The sequence below is a fragment of the Nostoc sp. CCY 9925 genome (assembly GCF_963920935.1).
GTDB lineage: Bacteria > Cyanobacteriota > Cyanobacteriia > Cyanobacteriales > Nostocaceae > Nostoc.
In genome coordinates this window covers 16,532-32,423 of record NZ_CAWUDO010000091.1, presented here as the reverse complement: position 1 = coordinate 32,423, position 15,892 = coordinate 16,532, and the positions used below count along the sequence as shown (strand labels likewise).

15 protein-coding genes are annotated in these 15,892 nt (G+C 40.0%); 7 read left to right on the top strand and 8 right to left on the bottom strand.

Translation table 11 applies throughout. The features are described 5' to 3' along the window. Positions 1-39 precede the first annotated feature (39 nt). Positions 40-201: a type II toxin-antitoxin system RelE family toxin gene (locus ACM0OY_RS31275; RefSeq protein WP_414572657.1), complete on the top strand. Its 162-nt coding sequence runs from the start codon at positions 40-42 to the stop codon at positions 199-201. 61 nt (positions 202-262) lie between these two features. Then, positions 263-1,495, top strand: a complete 1,233-nt coding sequence (gene xseA / locus ACM0OY_RS31270; RefSeq protein WP_414572659.1) for an exodeoxyribonuclease VII large subunit — start codon at positions 263-265, stop codon at positions 1,493-1,495. 253 nt (positions 1,496-1,748) lie between these two features. On the opposite strand, the gene ACM0OY_RS31265 is transcribed toward xseA, so the two are convergent. The 3 genes from ACM0OY_RS31265 to ACM0OY_RS31255 all read right to left on the bottom strand — a co-directional run bounded on the left by ACM0OY_RS31265 (position 1,749) and on the right by ACM0OY_RS31255 (position 4,188). Beyond that, complete coding sequence (locus ACM0OY_RS31265) at positions 1,749-2,372, bottom strand: 4Fe-4S single cluster domain-containing protein (protein ID WP_414572656.1); 624 nt, start codon at positions 2,370-2,372, stop codon at positions 1,749-1,751. Positions 2,373-2,613: 241 nt separating this feature from the next. Then, positions 2,614-2,781, bottom strand: coding sequence for a hypothetical protein (locus ACM0OY_RS31260; RefSeq protein ID WP_414572655.1), 168 nt, complete (start codon positions 2,779-2,781; stop codon positions 2,614-2,616). Positions 2,782-2,979: 198 nt separating this feature from the next. After that, on the bottom strand, positions 2,980-4,188 hold the full coding sequence (locus tag ACM0OY_RS31255) for a tetratricopeptide repeat protein (RefSeq protein ID WP_414572654.1): 1,209 nt from the start codon (positions 4,186-4,188) through the stop codon (positions 2,980-2,982). A 285-nt stretch (positions 4,189-4,473) separates the two neighbouring features. On the opposite strand from ACM0OY_RS31255, the gene ACM0OY_RS31250 reads away from it, so the two are divergent. After that, complete coding sequence (locus tag ACM0OY_RS31250) at positions 4,474-5,898, top strand: protein kinase domain-containing protein (protein ID WP_414572653.1); 1,425 nt, start codon at positions 4,474-4,476, stop codon at positions 5,896-5,898. A gap of 397 nt (positions 5,899-6,295) precedes the next feature. On the opposite strand, the gene ACM0OY_RS31245 is transcribed toward ACM0OY_RS31250, so the two are convergent. Together ACM0OY_RS31245 and ACM0OY_RS31240 are read right to left on the bottom strand one after the other, a co-directional pair. Beyond that, on the bottom strand, positions 6,296-7,663 hold the full coding sequence (locus tag ACM0OY_RS31245; protein WP_414572658.1) for a DUF3370 domain-containing protein: 1,368 nt from the start codon (positions 7,661-7,663) through the stop codon (positions 6,296-6,298). A gap of 31 nt (positions 7,664-7,694) precedes the next feature. Continuing rightward, complete coding sequence (locus ACM0OY_RS31240; RefSeq protein WP_414572652.1) at positions 7,695-8,216, bottom strand: peptidase C15; 522 nt, start codon at positions 8,214-8,216, stop codon at positions 7,695-7,697. A 76-nt stretch (positions 8,217-8,292) separates the two neighbouring features. On the opposite strand from ACM0OY_RS31240, the gene hisH reads away from it, so the two are divergent. Further along, a complete protein-coding gene (gene hisH, locus ACM0OY_RS31235; RefSeq protein ID WP_414572651.1) occupies positions 8,293-8,928 on the top strand; it encodes an imidazole glycerol phosphate synthase subunit HisH in 636 nt (211 codons plus the stop codon). A 168-nt stretch (positions 8,929-9,096) separates the two neighbouring features. Further along, on the top strand, positions 9,097-9,666 hold the full coding sequence (gene rsmD, locus ACM0OY_RS31230) for a 16S rRNA (guanine(966)-N(2))-methyltransferase RsmD (protein WP_414572650.1): 570 nt from the start codon (positions 9,097-9,099) through the stop codon (positions 9,664-9,666). Positions 9,667-9,810: 144 nt separating this feature from the next. Here rsmD and petG read toward each other — a convergent pair whose 3' ends face one another. Next, positions 9,811-9,924 (bottom strand): cytochrome b6-f complex subunit V, encoded by a 114-nt coding sequence (petG, locus tag ACM0OY_RS31225; RefSeq protein WP_073643994.1) that lies wholly within the window; start codon positions 9,922-9,924, stop codon positions 9,811-9,813. Positions 9,925-10,134: 210 nt separating this feature from the next. Between petG and ACM0OY_RS31220 the strand changes: the two genes are divergently transcribed. After that, positions 10,135-10,509, top strand: coding sequence for a c-type cytochrome (locus tag ACM0OY_RS31220; protein WP_414572649.1), 375 nt, complete (start codon positions 10,135-10,137; stop codon positions 10,507-10,509). A 350-nt stretch (positions 10,510-10,859) separates the two neighbouring features. Then, positions 10,860-11,657: a peptidylprolyl isomerase gene (locus ACM0OY_RS31215; protein WP_414572648.1), complete on the top strand. Its 798-nt coding sequence runs from the start codon at positions 10,860-10,862 to the stop codon at positions 11,655-11,657. A 244-nt stretch (positions 11,658-11,901) separates the two neighbouring features. Here ACM0OY_RS31215 and ACM0OY_RS31210 read toward each other — a convergent pair whose 3' ends face one another. Beyond that, entirely contained in the window at positions 11,902-12,798 is an 897-nt protein-coding gene (locus ACM0OY_RS31210; RefSeq protein ID WP_414572647.1) for a response regulator, read from the bottom strand. Between the two features lie 127 nt (positions 12,799-12,925). Further along, positions 12,926-14,881: a scytonemin biosynthesis sensor histidine kinase gene (locus ACM0OY_RS31205; RefSeq protein ID WP_414572646.1), complete on the bottom strand. Its 1,956-nt coding sequence runs from the start codon at positions 14,879-14,881 to the stop codon at positions 12,926-12,928. Positions 14,882-15,892 lie beyond the last annotated feature (1,011 nt).

Genomic DNA, 15,892 nt, shown 5'->3' with positions numbered 1-15,892 from the left:
CTCTCCGTATTATATATCTTAACATAGCTGACTTTTTTGATGCCCACTTACTTATCTGGTTATCAGGGTTTTTATAGAGTTAGTAGTGGTGAATATCCAATTGTTTACATGTCTTTTCCCGATCAAAATTTAGTAAAGGTGATTTTAGTTTATAAGCGCAATGATTATGTATACAAAAAATTCAAGCGTTTACTGGCATAAACTTTGGTTTTCATAAAAAATGCTAGAATCGCTTCAGCACAAATGCTTTCAGGCATCTTTGATGACTTTCGACCTTCCCGACTCTCTGATTCTTAATACAGCGCTTTCGGTATCTGGTTTAACTGACTATATCCGCTTGCTATTAGAGCAAGATGAACAATTGCGGCAAGTTTGGGTGACTGGAGAAGTTTCCAGTGCTAACCATCATCGCAGTGGGTTATTTTTCACATTGCAAGATACAGATAGCACCGCAGGAATTAAGTGTGTGATATGGAATAGCCAATTGCCAAAACTTGCCCAGATTCCTGTTCCTGGTGAACAGATAATTATTTTGGGGAGTATTCGAGTGTATCCGCAACGGGGAGAGTATCAGTTATCGGTTTGGCAGACTTTACCAGCTGGTGTTGGTTTACAGGCGCTACGGTATCAACAACTCAAAAATCGCTTGCTGGCTGAGGGGTTATTCGATCCACAAAAAAAGCGATCGCTCCCCATCCACCCCCAAACCATCGCTGTCGTCACTTCACCAACTGCGGCGGCTTGGGGCGATATTCAAAAAACTCTCAAGCAAAGGTATCCAGGTTTACACGTTTTATTTTCTCCAGCCACAGTACAAGGTGAGCAAGCACCAGAATCTATAGTTAAAGCAATTGAACGAGTTGACTGGGATGGACGCGCCGAAGTGCTAATTCTATCGCGTGGTGGGGGTGCGGTTGAAGAATTGGCTTGCTTTAATGATGAACGAGTGGTGCGAGCTGTTGCTAGTTGTTCGATTCCTGTAATTACTGGCATTGGTCATCAACGAGATGAATCTTTGGTAGATTTAGTTGCAGATGTATGTGTGCATACACCAACGGCAGCAGCGGAAACAGTTGTACCCGCAATTTCAGAGTTGTATGCTGAGCATCGGCAGCGAGTTCTGGCTTTGCATGAAGTCATGCATGGCTTTGGGGAAAATGCTGAGAATAAACTGCAAGCATTACGAAACCGTTTGCGACGTTTGCGGTTAGATCGGCAAGTACAGCAAGAGGCACAGAAGCTAGTTTGGAAGCGTCGGCAATTGGTACAAGTAATGATGGGGCGATCGCACCAAGCAAAGCAGCATTTAGAATTGTTGCGGCAAAAATTGGCAACTCTTGACCCGAAAGCTGTGTTGCAGCGTGGTTATGCGGTGGTGAGACAGGAAAATGGGGCGATCGCTCGTGCTGCGTCTGAGTTAGAAGTAGGGCAAGATTTATCGATTCAGTTGGGACAGGGAGAGGTTACAGTGAAAGTTATGGAAGTGAAAGAATAATACCAATTCTCCAAAATAGAATTACAGATGATGACGCGGGGACACACCAGACGCAAAGATGCGAAGATTCATCTGTTGCGAGATTATAGAGAATTGGTATTAACGGGACTTCCAAATAAAAAAATATCCCACTGTTTACAGTCAACAGTCAGCAACTTCAAGCGGTTGTTTTTATTTGTTGGAGTTTCCTAACGCTGGGTACTTCAATTTTTAGATTCTTCCTTCCTACTCATTTGCTACTCAAAATTTGGTGCTAAATCAATTCCAGTCCACCTCGGTAGCCAGTAACAATACGGCTACCATCCTTGAGAATGTGAACTTCGATTTGGTCGCTAGCCCAGGTAATCTGGTCAGAGAGGACAGGGTTAAATATGTGAATCCGTTGATTGCTAGAAGAAACTGGAGAATTCGGAGAATTAATTGCCAGAGATTGCACAAAAGGCCCGTCAATTAAGATATCGAGTTGTTCTAACAATTCTTGGGAACCTGGCGGCGCAGATTCAGACTGTAGCTGCTTGAGGGTGAACCCAGTAAAAGACATTACATTCAACCCAGCAGCTTTTACCTTACGAGCTAAAGATGCTAGCATAGGTGCTTGCCAAAACGGTTCTCCACCAGAGAACGTTACACCAGTGTTAGTAGGATTACTGAGAATATTCTCGGCAAGAGTATCAACAGCAATAAGCTGGTTAGCCTCAAAAGACCAGGAGTCAGGATTAAAGCAGCCAGGACATTCACGCGGACAACCTTGCACCCAGATCACTGCACGACAACCAGGGCCATTGACTTCTGAGGAATCAACGTAACCCATGATGTTGAGATAGCCAGAGGGAATTTCTGTGAGTGCTAGTGATGGGTCAGTTGGCTTAGTTTCCATCTCTTTAACTCCTTTTAAAGCTGTTGCCTGTTAACTATATAACTATAGCGAAATATTCTAATCCTTAACCTTAGTAAAGAACTCAGGCTTTTTTGTCGGCGTTTGTACTCAATCACTACTTAAAATGGGTGTTTTTGATGTCGAGTTTTGCTACTAACACCAATTTGAAGAATGATTATGAGACATGGAAGAATCCAAGCAATTACCAGCAACTTCGTAACAATAAATGGAAAGTAGTAAATTAGCTTGCGTGTTCCCAGTCACTAAGTAATTCATGCTGCTGTACTATTTTCTTGGATTTGCGAAATGGTACTTTCGGAGTACCAATATTCATCCCAGGAAAAGACTGTTTTTTGGTCTTGGTGGGTCTGTTTTGTTGTGTTGTTGAACTGATTTGGGTGGTTTTCATTGCTAATTTAGATGTTTGATTAAAACTTCAGCACTAATCTATAACATCAATTTTCAAATGGCAAATTTCTGAAGAGGGATAAAAAAATATATATATTGGGAATGGGGTATAAAAGGCGGAGGGGCGGAGGGGAAAAACTGCTTGTCTGCTCCCCATCTCCTCATCTCCCTGTGTCTCCCATGCCCCATGCCCGTTTATCTACATAACTCCCATCTCTTGCAACCCCTGGCGTAGTCTTTTGGCCTCTTGGGGGTTATGCTTTTCATGAAGGGCGATCGCTTTTTTGAAAGCTGTCAAACTTTCTTGATGATTGCCGACTTTTAGCAGCACTACACCTAAATTTTGATAGGCTTCGGCGTAGTTGGGATTTAACACGATGGCATTTTGATAACAAGCGATCGCATCTATAAATAAACCCAAAGCTTTAAATGTCATCCCTAGATTATAGTGTCCAACAACAAAACTCGGATCGATTTTCAACGCTGCGACATAAGCAGTTTTTGCACCATTGAAATCTCCTACGGCTTTGAGTAAGTTACCTAGGTTGTTGTATGCTCCTAGTTTGAGCATGGGATAAATTGGCAATTTAATTGCAGTTTGATAATGAGAAATAGCCTGCGGGAAATTTTTTAAGCGATTGTAGGCAATGCCTAAATGATAGTGAAGTTCGTACAAAATATCATAGTTTTCTTCTCCAGCCGCGTGACTTTCGTTTATCTGCTGTAATCCTCGTCTGAGTAACTCCATCCCTTGGGTCATTTTCCCAGTTTCCACATATAATGCCCCTAATTTACTGCAAACATAGGGGTCATCAGGATGAGTAGCCAGAAATCCTTCCATCGCTGCTGTGGCTTTAGCATATTTATTATTTTGAGCGATCGCACTTTTTTGATATCCTGTATGGAGAATTGCGATTCCTGGTAAATAACCCACCTGCCAATGGGGTTCTTTGGTTAGAATTGCCGACACGCTATCATCCACTAAGGCATGGTAAGGACGCTCAAAGTGAATATCTGGATGATTGCGGAATAATCTTGAAACCAGAGAATAAGGAGATTGTTCTGCACCGACTTCGTGGCGGACAAGGTTGAGTAACAGGTATTCGTCCCTGGCGATCGTCTCTCGCAATAGCGGTACAATTCCTGGTGTGAGAGTTTCATCAGCATCTAATACCAAAACCCAATCACCAGTCACATATTTTAAAGCTGCATTGCGGGCGGCACTAAAATCATCGCACCATTTAAAATGATGGACTTTCGCACCGAACTGTTGGGCAACATAAGGAGTGCGATCGATTGAGCCTGTATCCAACACTACCATTTCATCTACCACTTTGTTGACACTGCTTAGACATTTAGACAGTGTTGCTGCTTCGTTTTTCACAATCATGCACAGACTCAAACTCATAGGTCAATGGTCATTTTATTTAGTGTTTGAAAAATCGGGAGTGGGGAGTGGGGGATGAGGAGAAGTTATAATAGTTATATATTGCACATATTCAATCTTTAGACACCAATAAAGTTTAGTCCTCTTGAGAGCAATTTTGCTATTAGCCATAGGTTTCTAAACCTATGGCGTTTTTTGCAACTTCTCCTCATCCCCCTCATCCCCCACTCCCCACTCAGATTATGTGCAAAAATCAAGATTAACAAAATTAGTGAATGAGTAATTCCAGCAGCAAGGGGGAATTTAATGCAGGGTCAAACCATCGGTGGACGCTACCAAATTCTCACACAACTGGGACAAGGGGGATTTGGCACGACTTTTTTAGCTCAAGACATGCAAAGACCAGGGAATCCGCAGTGCGTTGTTAGGCATTTTAAACCACTTTCTACTGATGCATACACTTTAGGGGAAGCCAAACGTTTGTTTGACCAGGAAGCATTAATTCTAGAAACGTTAGGAAAGCATGACCAAATTCCTCAATTATTGGCTCACTTTGAAGAAAATCAAGAATTTTATTTAGTTCAAGAATTTATTCCAGGTCATGACATTACTCAAGAAATACCTCCTTTCGGTGAGCGATTGAGTGAATATGAAACTATTAAGCTTCTAAAAGAGATTTTGGAAGTTTTAGCATTTGTCCATCAACATAATGTGATTCACCGGGATCTCAAGCCTGCCAATATTCGCCGCAGACAATTAGATAACAAGATCGTACTAATTGACTTTGGGGCTGTAAAACAAATCACTACCCAAATGACTAATTCTCAAGGACAAACAAGTTTTACAGTTGCCATTGGTACCTATGGTTATATGCCAAGCGAACAAGCTAGTCGCACTCCACAATTGAGCAGCGATATCTATGCAGTGGGAATTATTGGTATCCAAGCTTTGGCAGGAATTAATCCTGTTGACTTTGGCAGTCAAGGACTACCAAGAAACCCTGATACAGGAGAAATTTATTGGCGCAATCAAATACAAGTGAGCCAGCAGCTAGCAGAAATTTTAGACACAATGGTGCTATATGACTTCCGTCAACGTTATTCGACAGCAACATCGGCATTGCAAGCTTTAGAAATGTTGGAGAAAATACCAGACACCACAATTCAGAAAACCTTGCAACTTGCACGACCTCAGAAATTTTTCCTCAGTGCAGGAATAACCGCAGTAGTCGCTACTATAAGTTTATGGTTATTGCAATTACAAACTCCAAGACAAAGATTTTTGATGTATCAAAATTATATTTATGGAATAAAAATCGAATATCCAGAAACTTGGAAAATTCAAGTAACACCAAATCTGATAACTAAAGAATTAGTGACATTTTTATCGCCCAAAGAAACTGAAAAAGATAATTTTCAAGAAGTTTTGACTATAAATGTTGAAGATTTTCCTGGAACATTAGAGGAATCGAAAGATTTATTTATTAAGGAAGTAAAAGCTACTTTATCTGATGCAAATATTGTAAATACAAGTGAAACAACTCTAGCAAAGAAACGAGCTAATCAATTGATTTTCTTTGGCAAAGACGGAAAAAAGAGTTTAAAAAATTTACAAATTTGGACTTTAAAGGGAAATCAAGCATATGTGATCACTTATTCAGCTGCAATAGATGATTACGATCGCTTCTTGCCAACCGCAGAAAAAATGATTGAATCCTTTGAAATTAATTAAGGATTTTGTCAGTAGAGAAAATGCATTGACAAAAAATACTGGAGATACTTAGTCGTAAAAGCTACATCTGTATTCCAGAAGGCAGAAGGAAATCGACGTTTAAAAACGTGGGATTGAAGCAAGGACACCTTGTGTCTCGTGGCACTTTCCACTCGGCACAAATTTTTTGTATATTAGTGGGCTTTATACCCACAACAAAAGTTTTTATTAGTACTTTTTTACTTCTGCCTTCTGCCTTTCACCGCAATACTTGTCGGGTTTTGGGGAAAAGGGGAAGGGGAAAGGGGGAAAGAAAAAACCTTTAACCTTTACCCGGTTGGTGAGCTTGTCGAACTATTAACCTTTACCCCAAATCCAATGCCGAGTTAAAAATGCACAAAGCGAGCAGTATTGCCTTTCACCGAGTTCCAGCTTGAGTTGAAACTGTTAATACTTGCGGTGGTGTCGCATCAGGTGGATAGAGAAAGTCTACTTCTACTAAAGAGCGATCGCCAGCTTTCATATTTAATGAAACTAAGGGTTCTCCTGGTTGACCTCGCTTTTGTACTAAATGCACAAACTCTGTTTTTGGCTGATTTTGCTCGTCTTGATAACGTATCCGTACTGTTCCTCGAAAGAATACTTGACGGGCTGGTGTACTTAAAAAGCGCAACCCTGGTTTAACTAACCGATCCTCTTTTAGCGGAGTTTGTATCGATACACTCACAGTTTGAGGACTTTGGGTATTGTTATATAACGGCAACTTCAGACTATATTGAATTCCATAGTTGCCATGAGCGCGATATGCAGTGTCAGGATAGCGCACCAGCATGTTAGCACTTTGAATTTGATTAGTTCCTAAGGTACCACCATGCAGTGTACTCAGAGCATAGGAAAACATTTGGCCGGGTTGGGGAATAGTTAGATACCTAGCTTTGGGATTATCTACTAATAAGGCTCGCCATTGGGAACCAGCAACCACTCCAGCAACACGCCCATAAATTATTGGCTTGTCAGTTCCCTCTAAAGGAGTGGGGGTTTTATCCCGTGGACTAGATAAATCAGCATTATTTAATAAATTTTCCCACTCTTCCAAAGTAGGCGCACGTTCACCACCATCAGCATTTACAGGCGCGAACATGGCTAGGCTAGCTGCATAGACGATGCCATTACTCCGCAGTCGCATTAATGTAGACCGACCATTTAGAGGTGGTGTCAATCCCTGCACCGGAATTGGTAAATTTAGTAACATCCGACTTTGCCCTGGTGGAATTTCAATTTGGGCAGGGAAAATTTCTTGTCGTCGTCCTCTTAATATATCAGTCATGACGCGATCGCCAGGGCCAGCAAAAATTTTTCCTAGAGGATTTTGGGTAAAGGATGGTAACTCTATAAATGGTGCATCGGGTTGACTCAAATAACTCGCTGCCTGCAAAATATTTACTTTCACCGACCCCGAACTAGGGTTATGCAAAATTATCCCCAAATAAAGAGAACGTAAATTTTCTGGTGGCTGAGCTTTAGCTACGTGGTGAGCAAAAATATCAAATCGTCCTCGAAAGGGAAAATTCAGATGTGCTGTTGGAATTTTTTTGCCATTTGATGGAAAAGTCGAAAGTAAAATTCCTTCTTTTAAAACTAATTCCGGACTATTGCTGTTAAAAGTTGGCACTGTATCCAACTTACCTGGTAAAGGCCGCACTTGCTGTGATTGCACCACTTCTTCAAGCGGTGGTGTAACAGGTGTAGATTGGGCTATGGGAAAAATTAGTAAAAACGGCAACATATACTTAGGTAACACTTTGAACATACAGACACTAACAACTTGATGAAAGTGCCAGATTGTTAATAATTAATAAGAAATCAGCCAAAATGCCACTCAAATTTTCTTCATTGAGAACCGGAACGTGAACAAAGATACAACGCGCTGGTAGTTTGTTTTGGTTTAAGTAGTCTAAGACGCAATAGTAAAGACCTTCGCAAACAAATTTACCGCAGTTGTGGCTAATGTCAATTGCCACTGCTTCGGCGACTAATTTTTCTAAATCAACATCTGTGTGCAAAACACTTTCACCAGAGCTAGCCGCTAATTCTACACTTAATCGAGTACGACTGGCAGCCATGCCACAACAGATGATGTAATCAGGTTGGATGGCATTGATTTTTTCAATTACCAGAGAACTGGCCTGTTGCACATCTACGGGTAACGACCGCAAAAAAGTTAAATCATGGGGAATCAGCTGAAGTTTCGTAACTTCTATTAATAAATCATCAGATGAATTTGACTGTTGATCGGTCAGCCAAGTGTCAAAAGAAGTTAATAGAATTCTTTTGTGCATAACAAATATTATTTACAATAGGAATATTATTTAGAATAGAAAAACCCTCCATAATAATTTTACAAGGAGCAGGTAGATGCCAGTGATTGCGGTCGTAGACTATGAGATGGGAAATTTGCACTCAGTCTGCAAAGGTTTGGAAAAAGCCGGGGCAACTCCTAATGTTACTTATTCTCCAAAGGAATTAGAGCAAGCAGATGCAATAGTTTTGCCGGGAGTGGGAGCATTTGATCCCGCAGTACAACATTTACGATCGCGTGGTTTAGAACAACCGATCAAAGATGCGATCGCATCTGGCAAACCTTTTTTGGGCATCTGTTTGGGACTGCAAATTCTCTTTGAATCAAGTGCAGAAGGTATCCAACCAGGACTGGGAATTATCAAAGGAAAAGTCCGGCGGTTTCGTCCCGAACCAGACATTACTATTCCTCATATGGGTTGGAATCAACTGCAAGTGACTCAGCCAAAAAGTCTTTTGTGGGAGCATTTACCGTCAGATCCTTGGGTGTATTTTGTCCATTCCTACTATGTCGATCCAATAGAAGAGCAAATTCGTGCAGCAACCATCACCCACGGTACCCAAACTGTAACAGCTGCCATCGCCCGTGAAAACCTGATGGCTGTACAATTTCACCCCGAAAAATCTTCTAATATCGGATTGCAAATCCTGTCTAATTTTGTTGCTCAAGTACGGGAAAAAATTCCTGCCTAATTATTTTTGTCCTTTGTCATTTGTCCTCTCTTACAAAGTTATGATCCAAGGAAGCCTTGGCTTCGACTTTGGGCTTTATCCTTTGTGAATAAATCAAAATCACCGCTGACGATTAAACACTGACTAATGACCAATGACCAATGACTAATGACTAATGACTAATGCCTAATGAGTCTGAGAATTTACGGGAATCGCCAGCTAAAAACTTTACCAGGTAAAGAGACTAGACCTACTAGTGCTAGAGTTAGGGAAGCAGTCTTTAATATTTGGCAGGGAAAAATTACACGTTGCCACTGGCTAGATTTGTGCGCTGGTACTGGTTCAATGGGCGCAGAGGCTTTGTGTAGAGGAGCGGCCTTAGTTGTGGGAATAGAAAAATCGAGCCGAGCCTGTGCCACTATTGGTCAAAATTGGCAGCAGGTAGCTAATCCCGAACAAGAATATCGGGTATTGCGGGGAGATATTATTGGGCAGTTAAAGACGTTATCAGGCCAGCAATTTGATAGAATCTACTTCGATCCACCTTATGCCAGTGGATTGTATGAGCCAGTTTTAGAAGCGATCGCTCACCATCAACTTTTAGATCCTAGCGGCGAAATCGCAGTTGAACACGCTTCACAAGATTGGACATCGCCAGAGATTCCCAATTGGGAAATTTGCCGCCAGAAAGTTTACGGCAACACATCACTTACTTTTTACACAATTGCAAGTGAGGGGAATGAGGAGATGGAGAGATGAGGTTCGGCTGTGCTCACCGACCGCGAGATGACAAGCAAGGGAGAAATTCTAGCTGCTAACCCCTAATTTTTGTACAGACGCAATTAATCGCCATTTTTGTACAGACGCGATTAATCGCGTCTCTACTGCTAACTCAGCACTTTATCAGCCTCCCAGCTGGTTGGGGCGCTTGTATTGCTTATAAGCAGCGTAAAACAGTCCGCCGAGGGTGACGAAAACTAGACCAAGGACAATACCTGAGAGCAGGGGTTCAACCACTGTAAGTCTCCTCTTTGCAATTATTCAATATTTGTTTCCCGTTTTTGATTTTACCAAATTTGGTATGAATCCTCTGCTATAAAGCCTTTTGCAAGGACGACTTTCCATACTAAAATAGTCTTCTGTGCTTGCAGACACAAACAAGAACTTTTAAGCTATGTGTAGGAAATGAAAACTTTTTAGCACACCTAGACTTTTACAGCAAACCTTTTGGATAATCAGATTACCAAACCCGAAATTTTGATTCAGCGCATCGTTTTATTGGTGCTGACCATCCTGCTAGCAGTGCCCTTGGGCTTTTTTGCTGTTCACTTGGTTCAAGCCTCTGATCCTTATGTCAAGAGTGTTTTATCCCTAACAGGAAACCCAATTCAAGGACACGCTATCTTTCAAATTAATTGTGCCGGTTGTCATGGCTTGGAAGCAGATGGGCGAGTGGGGCCTAGTTTGCAAGCTGTATCTAAGCACAAATCTCGGTATGGACTGATTCATCAAGTCATTAGTGGCGATACGCCCCCAATGCCAAAGTTCCAGCCTAGTGCCCAAGAAATGGCAGATCTTTTGAGCTACTTAGAGTCGTTGTAAACGTTCGATTCTTTGGCTGCGAGATGCGTAAATTCCTCATAGAAAAAGGCAGTATTTAATGTGCTGCCTTTTTCCATTTATGAAAATCTTTAATAAATCTTAATAAAATCTGAAAACTTGCACATGTAATTTAACCATTTGTTCATAATGTGGTAGTTTTTACGTAGAATCTTTGATAAAAACTTATAGAAATTGTATATTTTAAGGTATGTTAGCAAATTACTATTTAATTATTCTGAAATTGAGGTTAGCGTACCTGACTTATTGGGGCTAAGGCAAAGCTTCCAGTGAATCAGCTACAGTATAGCTTCTTTAACAAACAAAATATTCTTTGAAATATACCAAAGCTAATGACTGAAGCGCTCCAAATCGGTAATCGTAAAATCGCAGCTAGTGAACTGATTTCTTTACTAGCCAGTTACCAAATGCTGCCACAATTGCACCGGGAATTGATCATTGATGAGGCGATTGAGCAAAGCTCACGCTCCACTGATGTGGCAATAGAGCTTACACCTGAAGAAGTAGCCCAAGCTAAACAGCAGTTTTACGCTGAAAAACAGTTGAAAAATGAAGAAGACATCCAAGCTTGGATGGCACGTCAGGGTCTGAGTTATGAACAACTAGAAGCAATTACCACTCGAAAGCTGAAAATTGAAAAATTTAAGCAAGCCACTTGGGGTAATAAATTGGAGGCCTACTTTTTTCAGTCGAAGTCAAAACTTGACAAAGTAATTTATTCCCTACTGCGAACCCAAGATGTGGGAATTGCTCAAGAACTTTACTTTCGTATTCAAGCAAAAGAAAATTCTTTTGCTGACTTGGCACGGGAATACTCACTTGGACCAGAAGCCCAAACTGGCGGTTTAGTAGGGCCAGTTGAACTCAACGCACTACATCCAGTGATGGTGCAAATGCTCTCTAGCAGTCAACCAGGTCAAATATTACCTCCTACCCGTATTGCTGAATGGTTTGTGATTTTGCGGCTAGAAAAATTTATTCCCGCACAATTGGATGAATTGATGAAAGCCCGCCTACTGAATGAACTGTTTGAAATTTGGTTACAAGAACAGCAAAAACAAATGATGTCTGCGCGATTAGAACACGCTGCAACAGAGAAACAGGAAGACGTTGAGAAACCATTAACCTAAGTATGTGCAAGTAACTTTTTTTGGATTCAAAATCCCAAATTCACGCAGGAAGAATAAAGAAATTATTGAATTGATTAATTTTGAATACAGGCTCACACTGAATGAAATTCAGTTGTCTACAATCAGTGGTGGGTTCAAGCCCCACTTCCAACTCTTTAATTTTTAATTTTTAATTTTTAATTGGAGCGTACCCCTGCTCTTAAGCAAGCTACGCGTAGCGTCTCGTAGAGAAGCCACTTGACTATTATTGAGTAACCGTTTCAAACACCTTCAACTCTTTTTCCGATACAACTTGATGCTCTTTGCGCCAAGCCTGAGGAGGCAAACCATGATGTTGGCGAAACTGGCGGGAGAAATGAGATACATCTTGATAGCCCAATGCTTTGGCAATTTTCTCTATCGTCTGGTTATTATTTTGGAGTAAGAAACGAGCTCCTGCCATCCGGCGTTTGACAATCCAGGAGTTAACAGTTTCTCCTGTCTGCCTTGCTACTCGGTTAGTTAAGTAAGCTGGCGAGTAACCAACTGCCTCAGCCACATCACACAAAGTAATTCCTTGATGATAATGGGCTTCGATGAAGTCGAAAACTTCTTTTAATTGAGGAATGCAAGGAAAGATAATGGTTGCTCTATCGGAGTCTTCTCTATAAAAGGCTTCGCCAACATTAGCATTTTCAGCGATCGCTGTAGTATTATCATTTGCAAATACTGATTTTGAAAGTTTCTCCAATTGAACCGTACACCAGTATTGAAGATTAGCTTGCTTTTGCAGTCGGCTAGCGATCGCTCTAAGCAATTCATCTAGTGTAGAGGGTTTGGTAAGATAATCATCTGCACCTAATTCCATAGCTCTGCGTAGATCTGCTTTGGTGCTACTGCCAGTCAGAAAAATTAAGGGAATAATTGCTGTCAGAGGATTTTGGCGTAGCGCTGTGAGAACGGTATAACCATCCATATCGGGCATCATGATATCACAAATAATTAAATCGGGTATCTGCTCTTGTGCTTCTTGAATACCAGCAAGACCATTATCAGCACCTATCGTATCAAAACCTTTAGCCTTCAGACCTTTTAAATAAAGATTGCGGGTAACGTTATCATCTTCAATTACCAAAATTTTCTTTGACGATTGATACATCATTTCCTCTCACCAAAACTTTTTGCGATCGATAATTGCTAGACTCTTTCCTCGATGTGGAAATATAAATGGATTGATTACCTTTTTTAAATTTGAATTTCAACATTTATATCTCACAATTGCTGAACTTTTATTTAATTAGTGGCAACATCACAGTAAAGGTACTACCCACACCAACTTCGCTTTCTACAAAAACTTGACCTTGATGTAAGTCTACAAGAGTTTTAAGAATCGATAGCCCTAGTCCAGTACCAGGTATATTATCAATATTATTACCTCGGAAAAATGGCTCAAATAGTCGTTGTTGATCCCCTAGCGAAATGCCAATACCTCTATCTTTTACCTGGAAAATTACTTTGTCCTTCTTGGACGATAGCTTCAACTCAACTGCTGGATTCCAGGGAGAATACTTAATTGCATTATCTAGCAAATTCTTCAAAATAGGTTCTAATAGTTTTTTATCTATGCAAACTATTAGAGAGTTATCTCGACTGATAAAATTTATCTGAATTTTGCTAATATTCATTTGCATTTGTGCAACTAAATCCTCACAAAATTTAACTAAATCAAGCGGTTTTGGTTGAAAGCTTAGTTTTGCTGATTCTGCCTTAGAGAAGAACAGAATATCATCTAACATCTGGCTGAGTTCTTCAGTAGCTTTTTGAATGTGATCGAGTAGTGGTTGTATTTTCTTCTGTGTACGTTTGTCTACTTCTTCCTTTAGTAGACTATTAGAAAATGAAACAATATTCAGCGGATTACGGAATTGATGGCAGACCATAGAAAGAAAGCTGGCTCTAAGTTCGCTCAATTGTTTTGCTTTTTCTAAAGCTTGGTTAAGGTTTAACTGTGCATATTTGTAATCAGTAATATCAATACCTGCAATCATTTCAACTGGTTTTCCACCAAAATCCAGCACTCCATCCAACGTCGCAACTGCACAAGCTAGCCAGCGTTCCGTGCCATTTTTTGTGAGAATATTCATCTCTTGATATTCAAACTTAGCTGCTTGACCCTCGTTACGTACCTGTCTGCGTTTTTTGCTTTTAATTAGTCGGCGCAAATCGAAGCCTGTTAGCAGTTCTTCTTTTGTGTAGCCAGTGAGTTGTTCTACTGCTGGATTTATGTAGCAAAGCCGCGTATCTTGAATTAAGAAGGTGCTAGCATCTGTTGTTTCTGCTAAAGTCCGAAATCTAGCTGCATTGAGCCGTAATGCTTCTTCTGTTCGTTTAGATTCAGTGATATCCCAAATACTCCAGACTCTACCAATAATTTTGCCTTCAAGCAAGTGAGGTTTAGAGTGGTGTGCAAAAACTCTCCCATCTTTTAACTCTAGAATGTCGTAGCTCTCGAAATCAGATTGGCTAGAAACTTCCCAAATGAGCCGATTAAAAGCTTGTGGATCTTTAAGTTGGTTCTCAAAAAATGTTTTGCATTGAGGGCATTTTTTAGATAGCACTAAAGACTCTGGGATCTGCCACATATCTATAAATTTCTGATTCAAGCTCAGAATATCTCCCTCAAAGTTAACTACAACAATCCCAATCGCAGTAGATTCAAGGGTAGAACGAAGTAAAGATAGAGATGCTTCTAATTCTATTTCTTTAGCCTTTAGTTCAGAAATTTCCTGTTGTAAATAGTCTTTAGCATCCTTAAATCCATCAGTCCACTTTTGGACACTTAATTCTACTATTTCATCAGTTTTCTCACGAACAAAGGCACAGCCAAATTCCATATCTTGGTTTTTAACATAGCTAATAGATATTTCTACTAGAAATATCCGACCTCCTTTTGTCCGATACCGAGATTTAAAAGTAAGGGAATTTTGCGATCTAATTTCTGACCAGTTGTGTAGATAAAAGTCTACATCTACATCATCGAGTGTCATTGAAAGTAGTTCCTCACGCGAATACTCAGTCATCAGACATGTAGCATCATTGACGTAGAGAAACTGTGCATTTTCTCCTAAACAGAAGGCAGCATCTACAGCGCGATTTATTAGGAAGTGAGCAAACTTCATCTCTGCTTCTGGCTCTAGGAGCCACTGTGTATTAGATGTAGTTAATGTATGATCGCCAGAATTCATATTTTTACTTGCTCCTTTTAATCAATCAGCACCATAGCTGTGAATGAGCTAATAATCCCAATCTCCTAAAATCCTTAATGGAGCGTTAGGCTGCTGAAAGTCAAACTAGTTTGGAAATTCAATAAAATTACTAACTAAGTTTACAAAACTTATCATACCAATAAAACTTCTAAAAAGTGAAGAATTTAACCAGGGTTTCCTCGAACGACTTAGATAGTTGGAGTTTATTTTTAAGTTAAAAAGCTTTTGAACTGCGTAGAAAATATTGACAAATCAAATCAAGATTTGTCAATAGGCTTTATTAGATTAAAGTTGAAAACCCTTAACCTACTAAGTTAAAAAGATATTTTAAAATTAAACTACCTAATATCAGACCTAACTAGTACCGAATGACATAAATACACCAGCCATACCCATACCTGAAAGCAAGCTACAAAATTGCTAAAAAACTTATAAAGTAAGCTTTTGGAATTTTGAATCCCACATAATCCTGCAAAAAAGCAAGCTACGCATAGCATTTTATAGAAATACCGTACTAGTGTAATGAATTTGCCCTGCTTGGCTGGGCTTGAATGAGCAAATTTTTACTCACGAATCATTTTCTTAATTTATCTTAACTTATACTCTCAGGCATCTAACTATAGAAGAATGCCCTTAGTCATCTGCCTCAAGAAATACATTTGTATCAGTCTACTTAAGAATAAACGTCAATTTTTTTACATTAATAATTGATCTATGAAAAAATTCCCTACATACAGCAGGTTGCAAAGGAATGAGGTACAGATGTTCGTAAAGGCACAGGAATATTGTGTCCGTATCCGTGTATTTCATTGAGCTGAAAAACGCTGTACATAGCAGTTGCCAGGTAGGTTAGCCAAAAGGTTTATACTCATAACTAAGTCATCTATCAAAGGAAATATAAAAAATTAAGAAATAATGTCTTTGTTGTTACAATAGATTGAGTCACAACTATATTTAGTGACAACATCATAATCTTGGATCGTTACGAGC

Coding starts and splice junctions, on each gene's coding strand:
- ACM0OY_RS31215 (WP_414572648.1), top strand. CDS start 10,860: ATGACTGAAGCGCTCCAAATCGGTAATCGTAAAATCGCAGCTAGTGAA.
- hisH (WP_414572651.1), top strand. CDS start 8,293: ATGCCAGTGATTGCGGTCGTAGACTATGAGATGGGAAATTTGCACTCA.
- ACM0OY_RS31240 (WP_414572652.1), bottom strand. CDS start 8,216: ATGCACAAAAGAATTCTATTAACTTCTTTTGACACTTGGCTGACCGAT.
- ACM0OY_RS31205 (WP_414572646.1), bottom strand. CDS start 14,881: ATGAATTCTGGCGATCATACATTAACTACATCTAATACACAGTGGCTC.
- ACM0OY_RS31265 (WP_414572656.1), bottom strand. CDS start 2,372: ATGGAAACTAAGCCAACTGACCCATCACTAGCACTCACAGAAATTCCC.
- ACM0OY_RS31255 (WP_414572654.1), bottom strand. CDS start 4,188: ATGAGTTTGAGTCTGTGCATGATTGTGAAAAACGAAGCAGCAACACTG.
- ACM0OY_RS31210 (WP_414572647.1), bottom strand. CDS start 12,798: ATGATGTATCAATCGTCAAAGAAAATTTTGGTAATTGAAGATGATAAC.
- rsmD (WP_414572650.1), top strand. CDS start 9,097: ATGAGTCTGAGAATTTACGGGAATCGCCAGCTAAAAACTTTACCAGGT.
- ACM0OY_RS31275 (WP_414572657.1), top strand. CDS start 40: ATGCCCACTTACTTATCTGGTTATCAGGGTTTTTATAGAGTTAGTAGT.
- ACM0OY_RS31245 (WP_414572658.1), bottom strand. CDS start 7,663: ATGTTGCCGTTTTTACTAATTTTTCCCATAGCCCAATCTACACCTGTT.
- xseA (WP_414572659.1), top strand. CDS start 263: ATGACTTTCGACCTTCCCGACTCTCTGATTCTTAATACAGCGCTTTCG.
- ACM0OY_RS31250 (WP_414572653.1), top strand. CDS start 4,474: ATGCAGGGTCAAACCATCGGTGGACGCTACCAAATTCTCACACAACTG.
- ACM0OY_RS31260 (WP_414572655.1), bottom strand. CDS start 2,781: ATGAAAACCACCCAAATCAGTTCAACAACACAACAAAACAGACCCACC.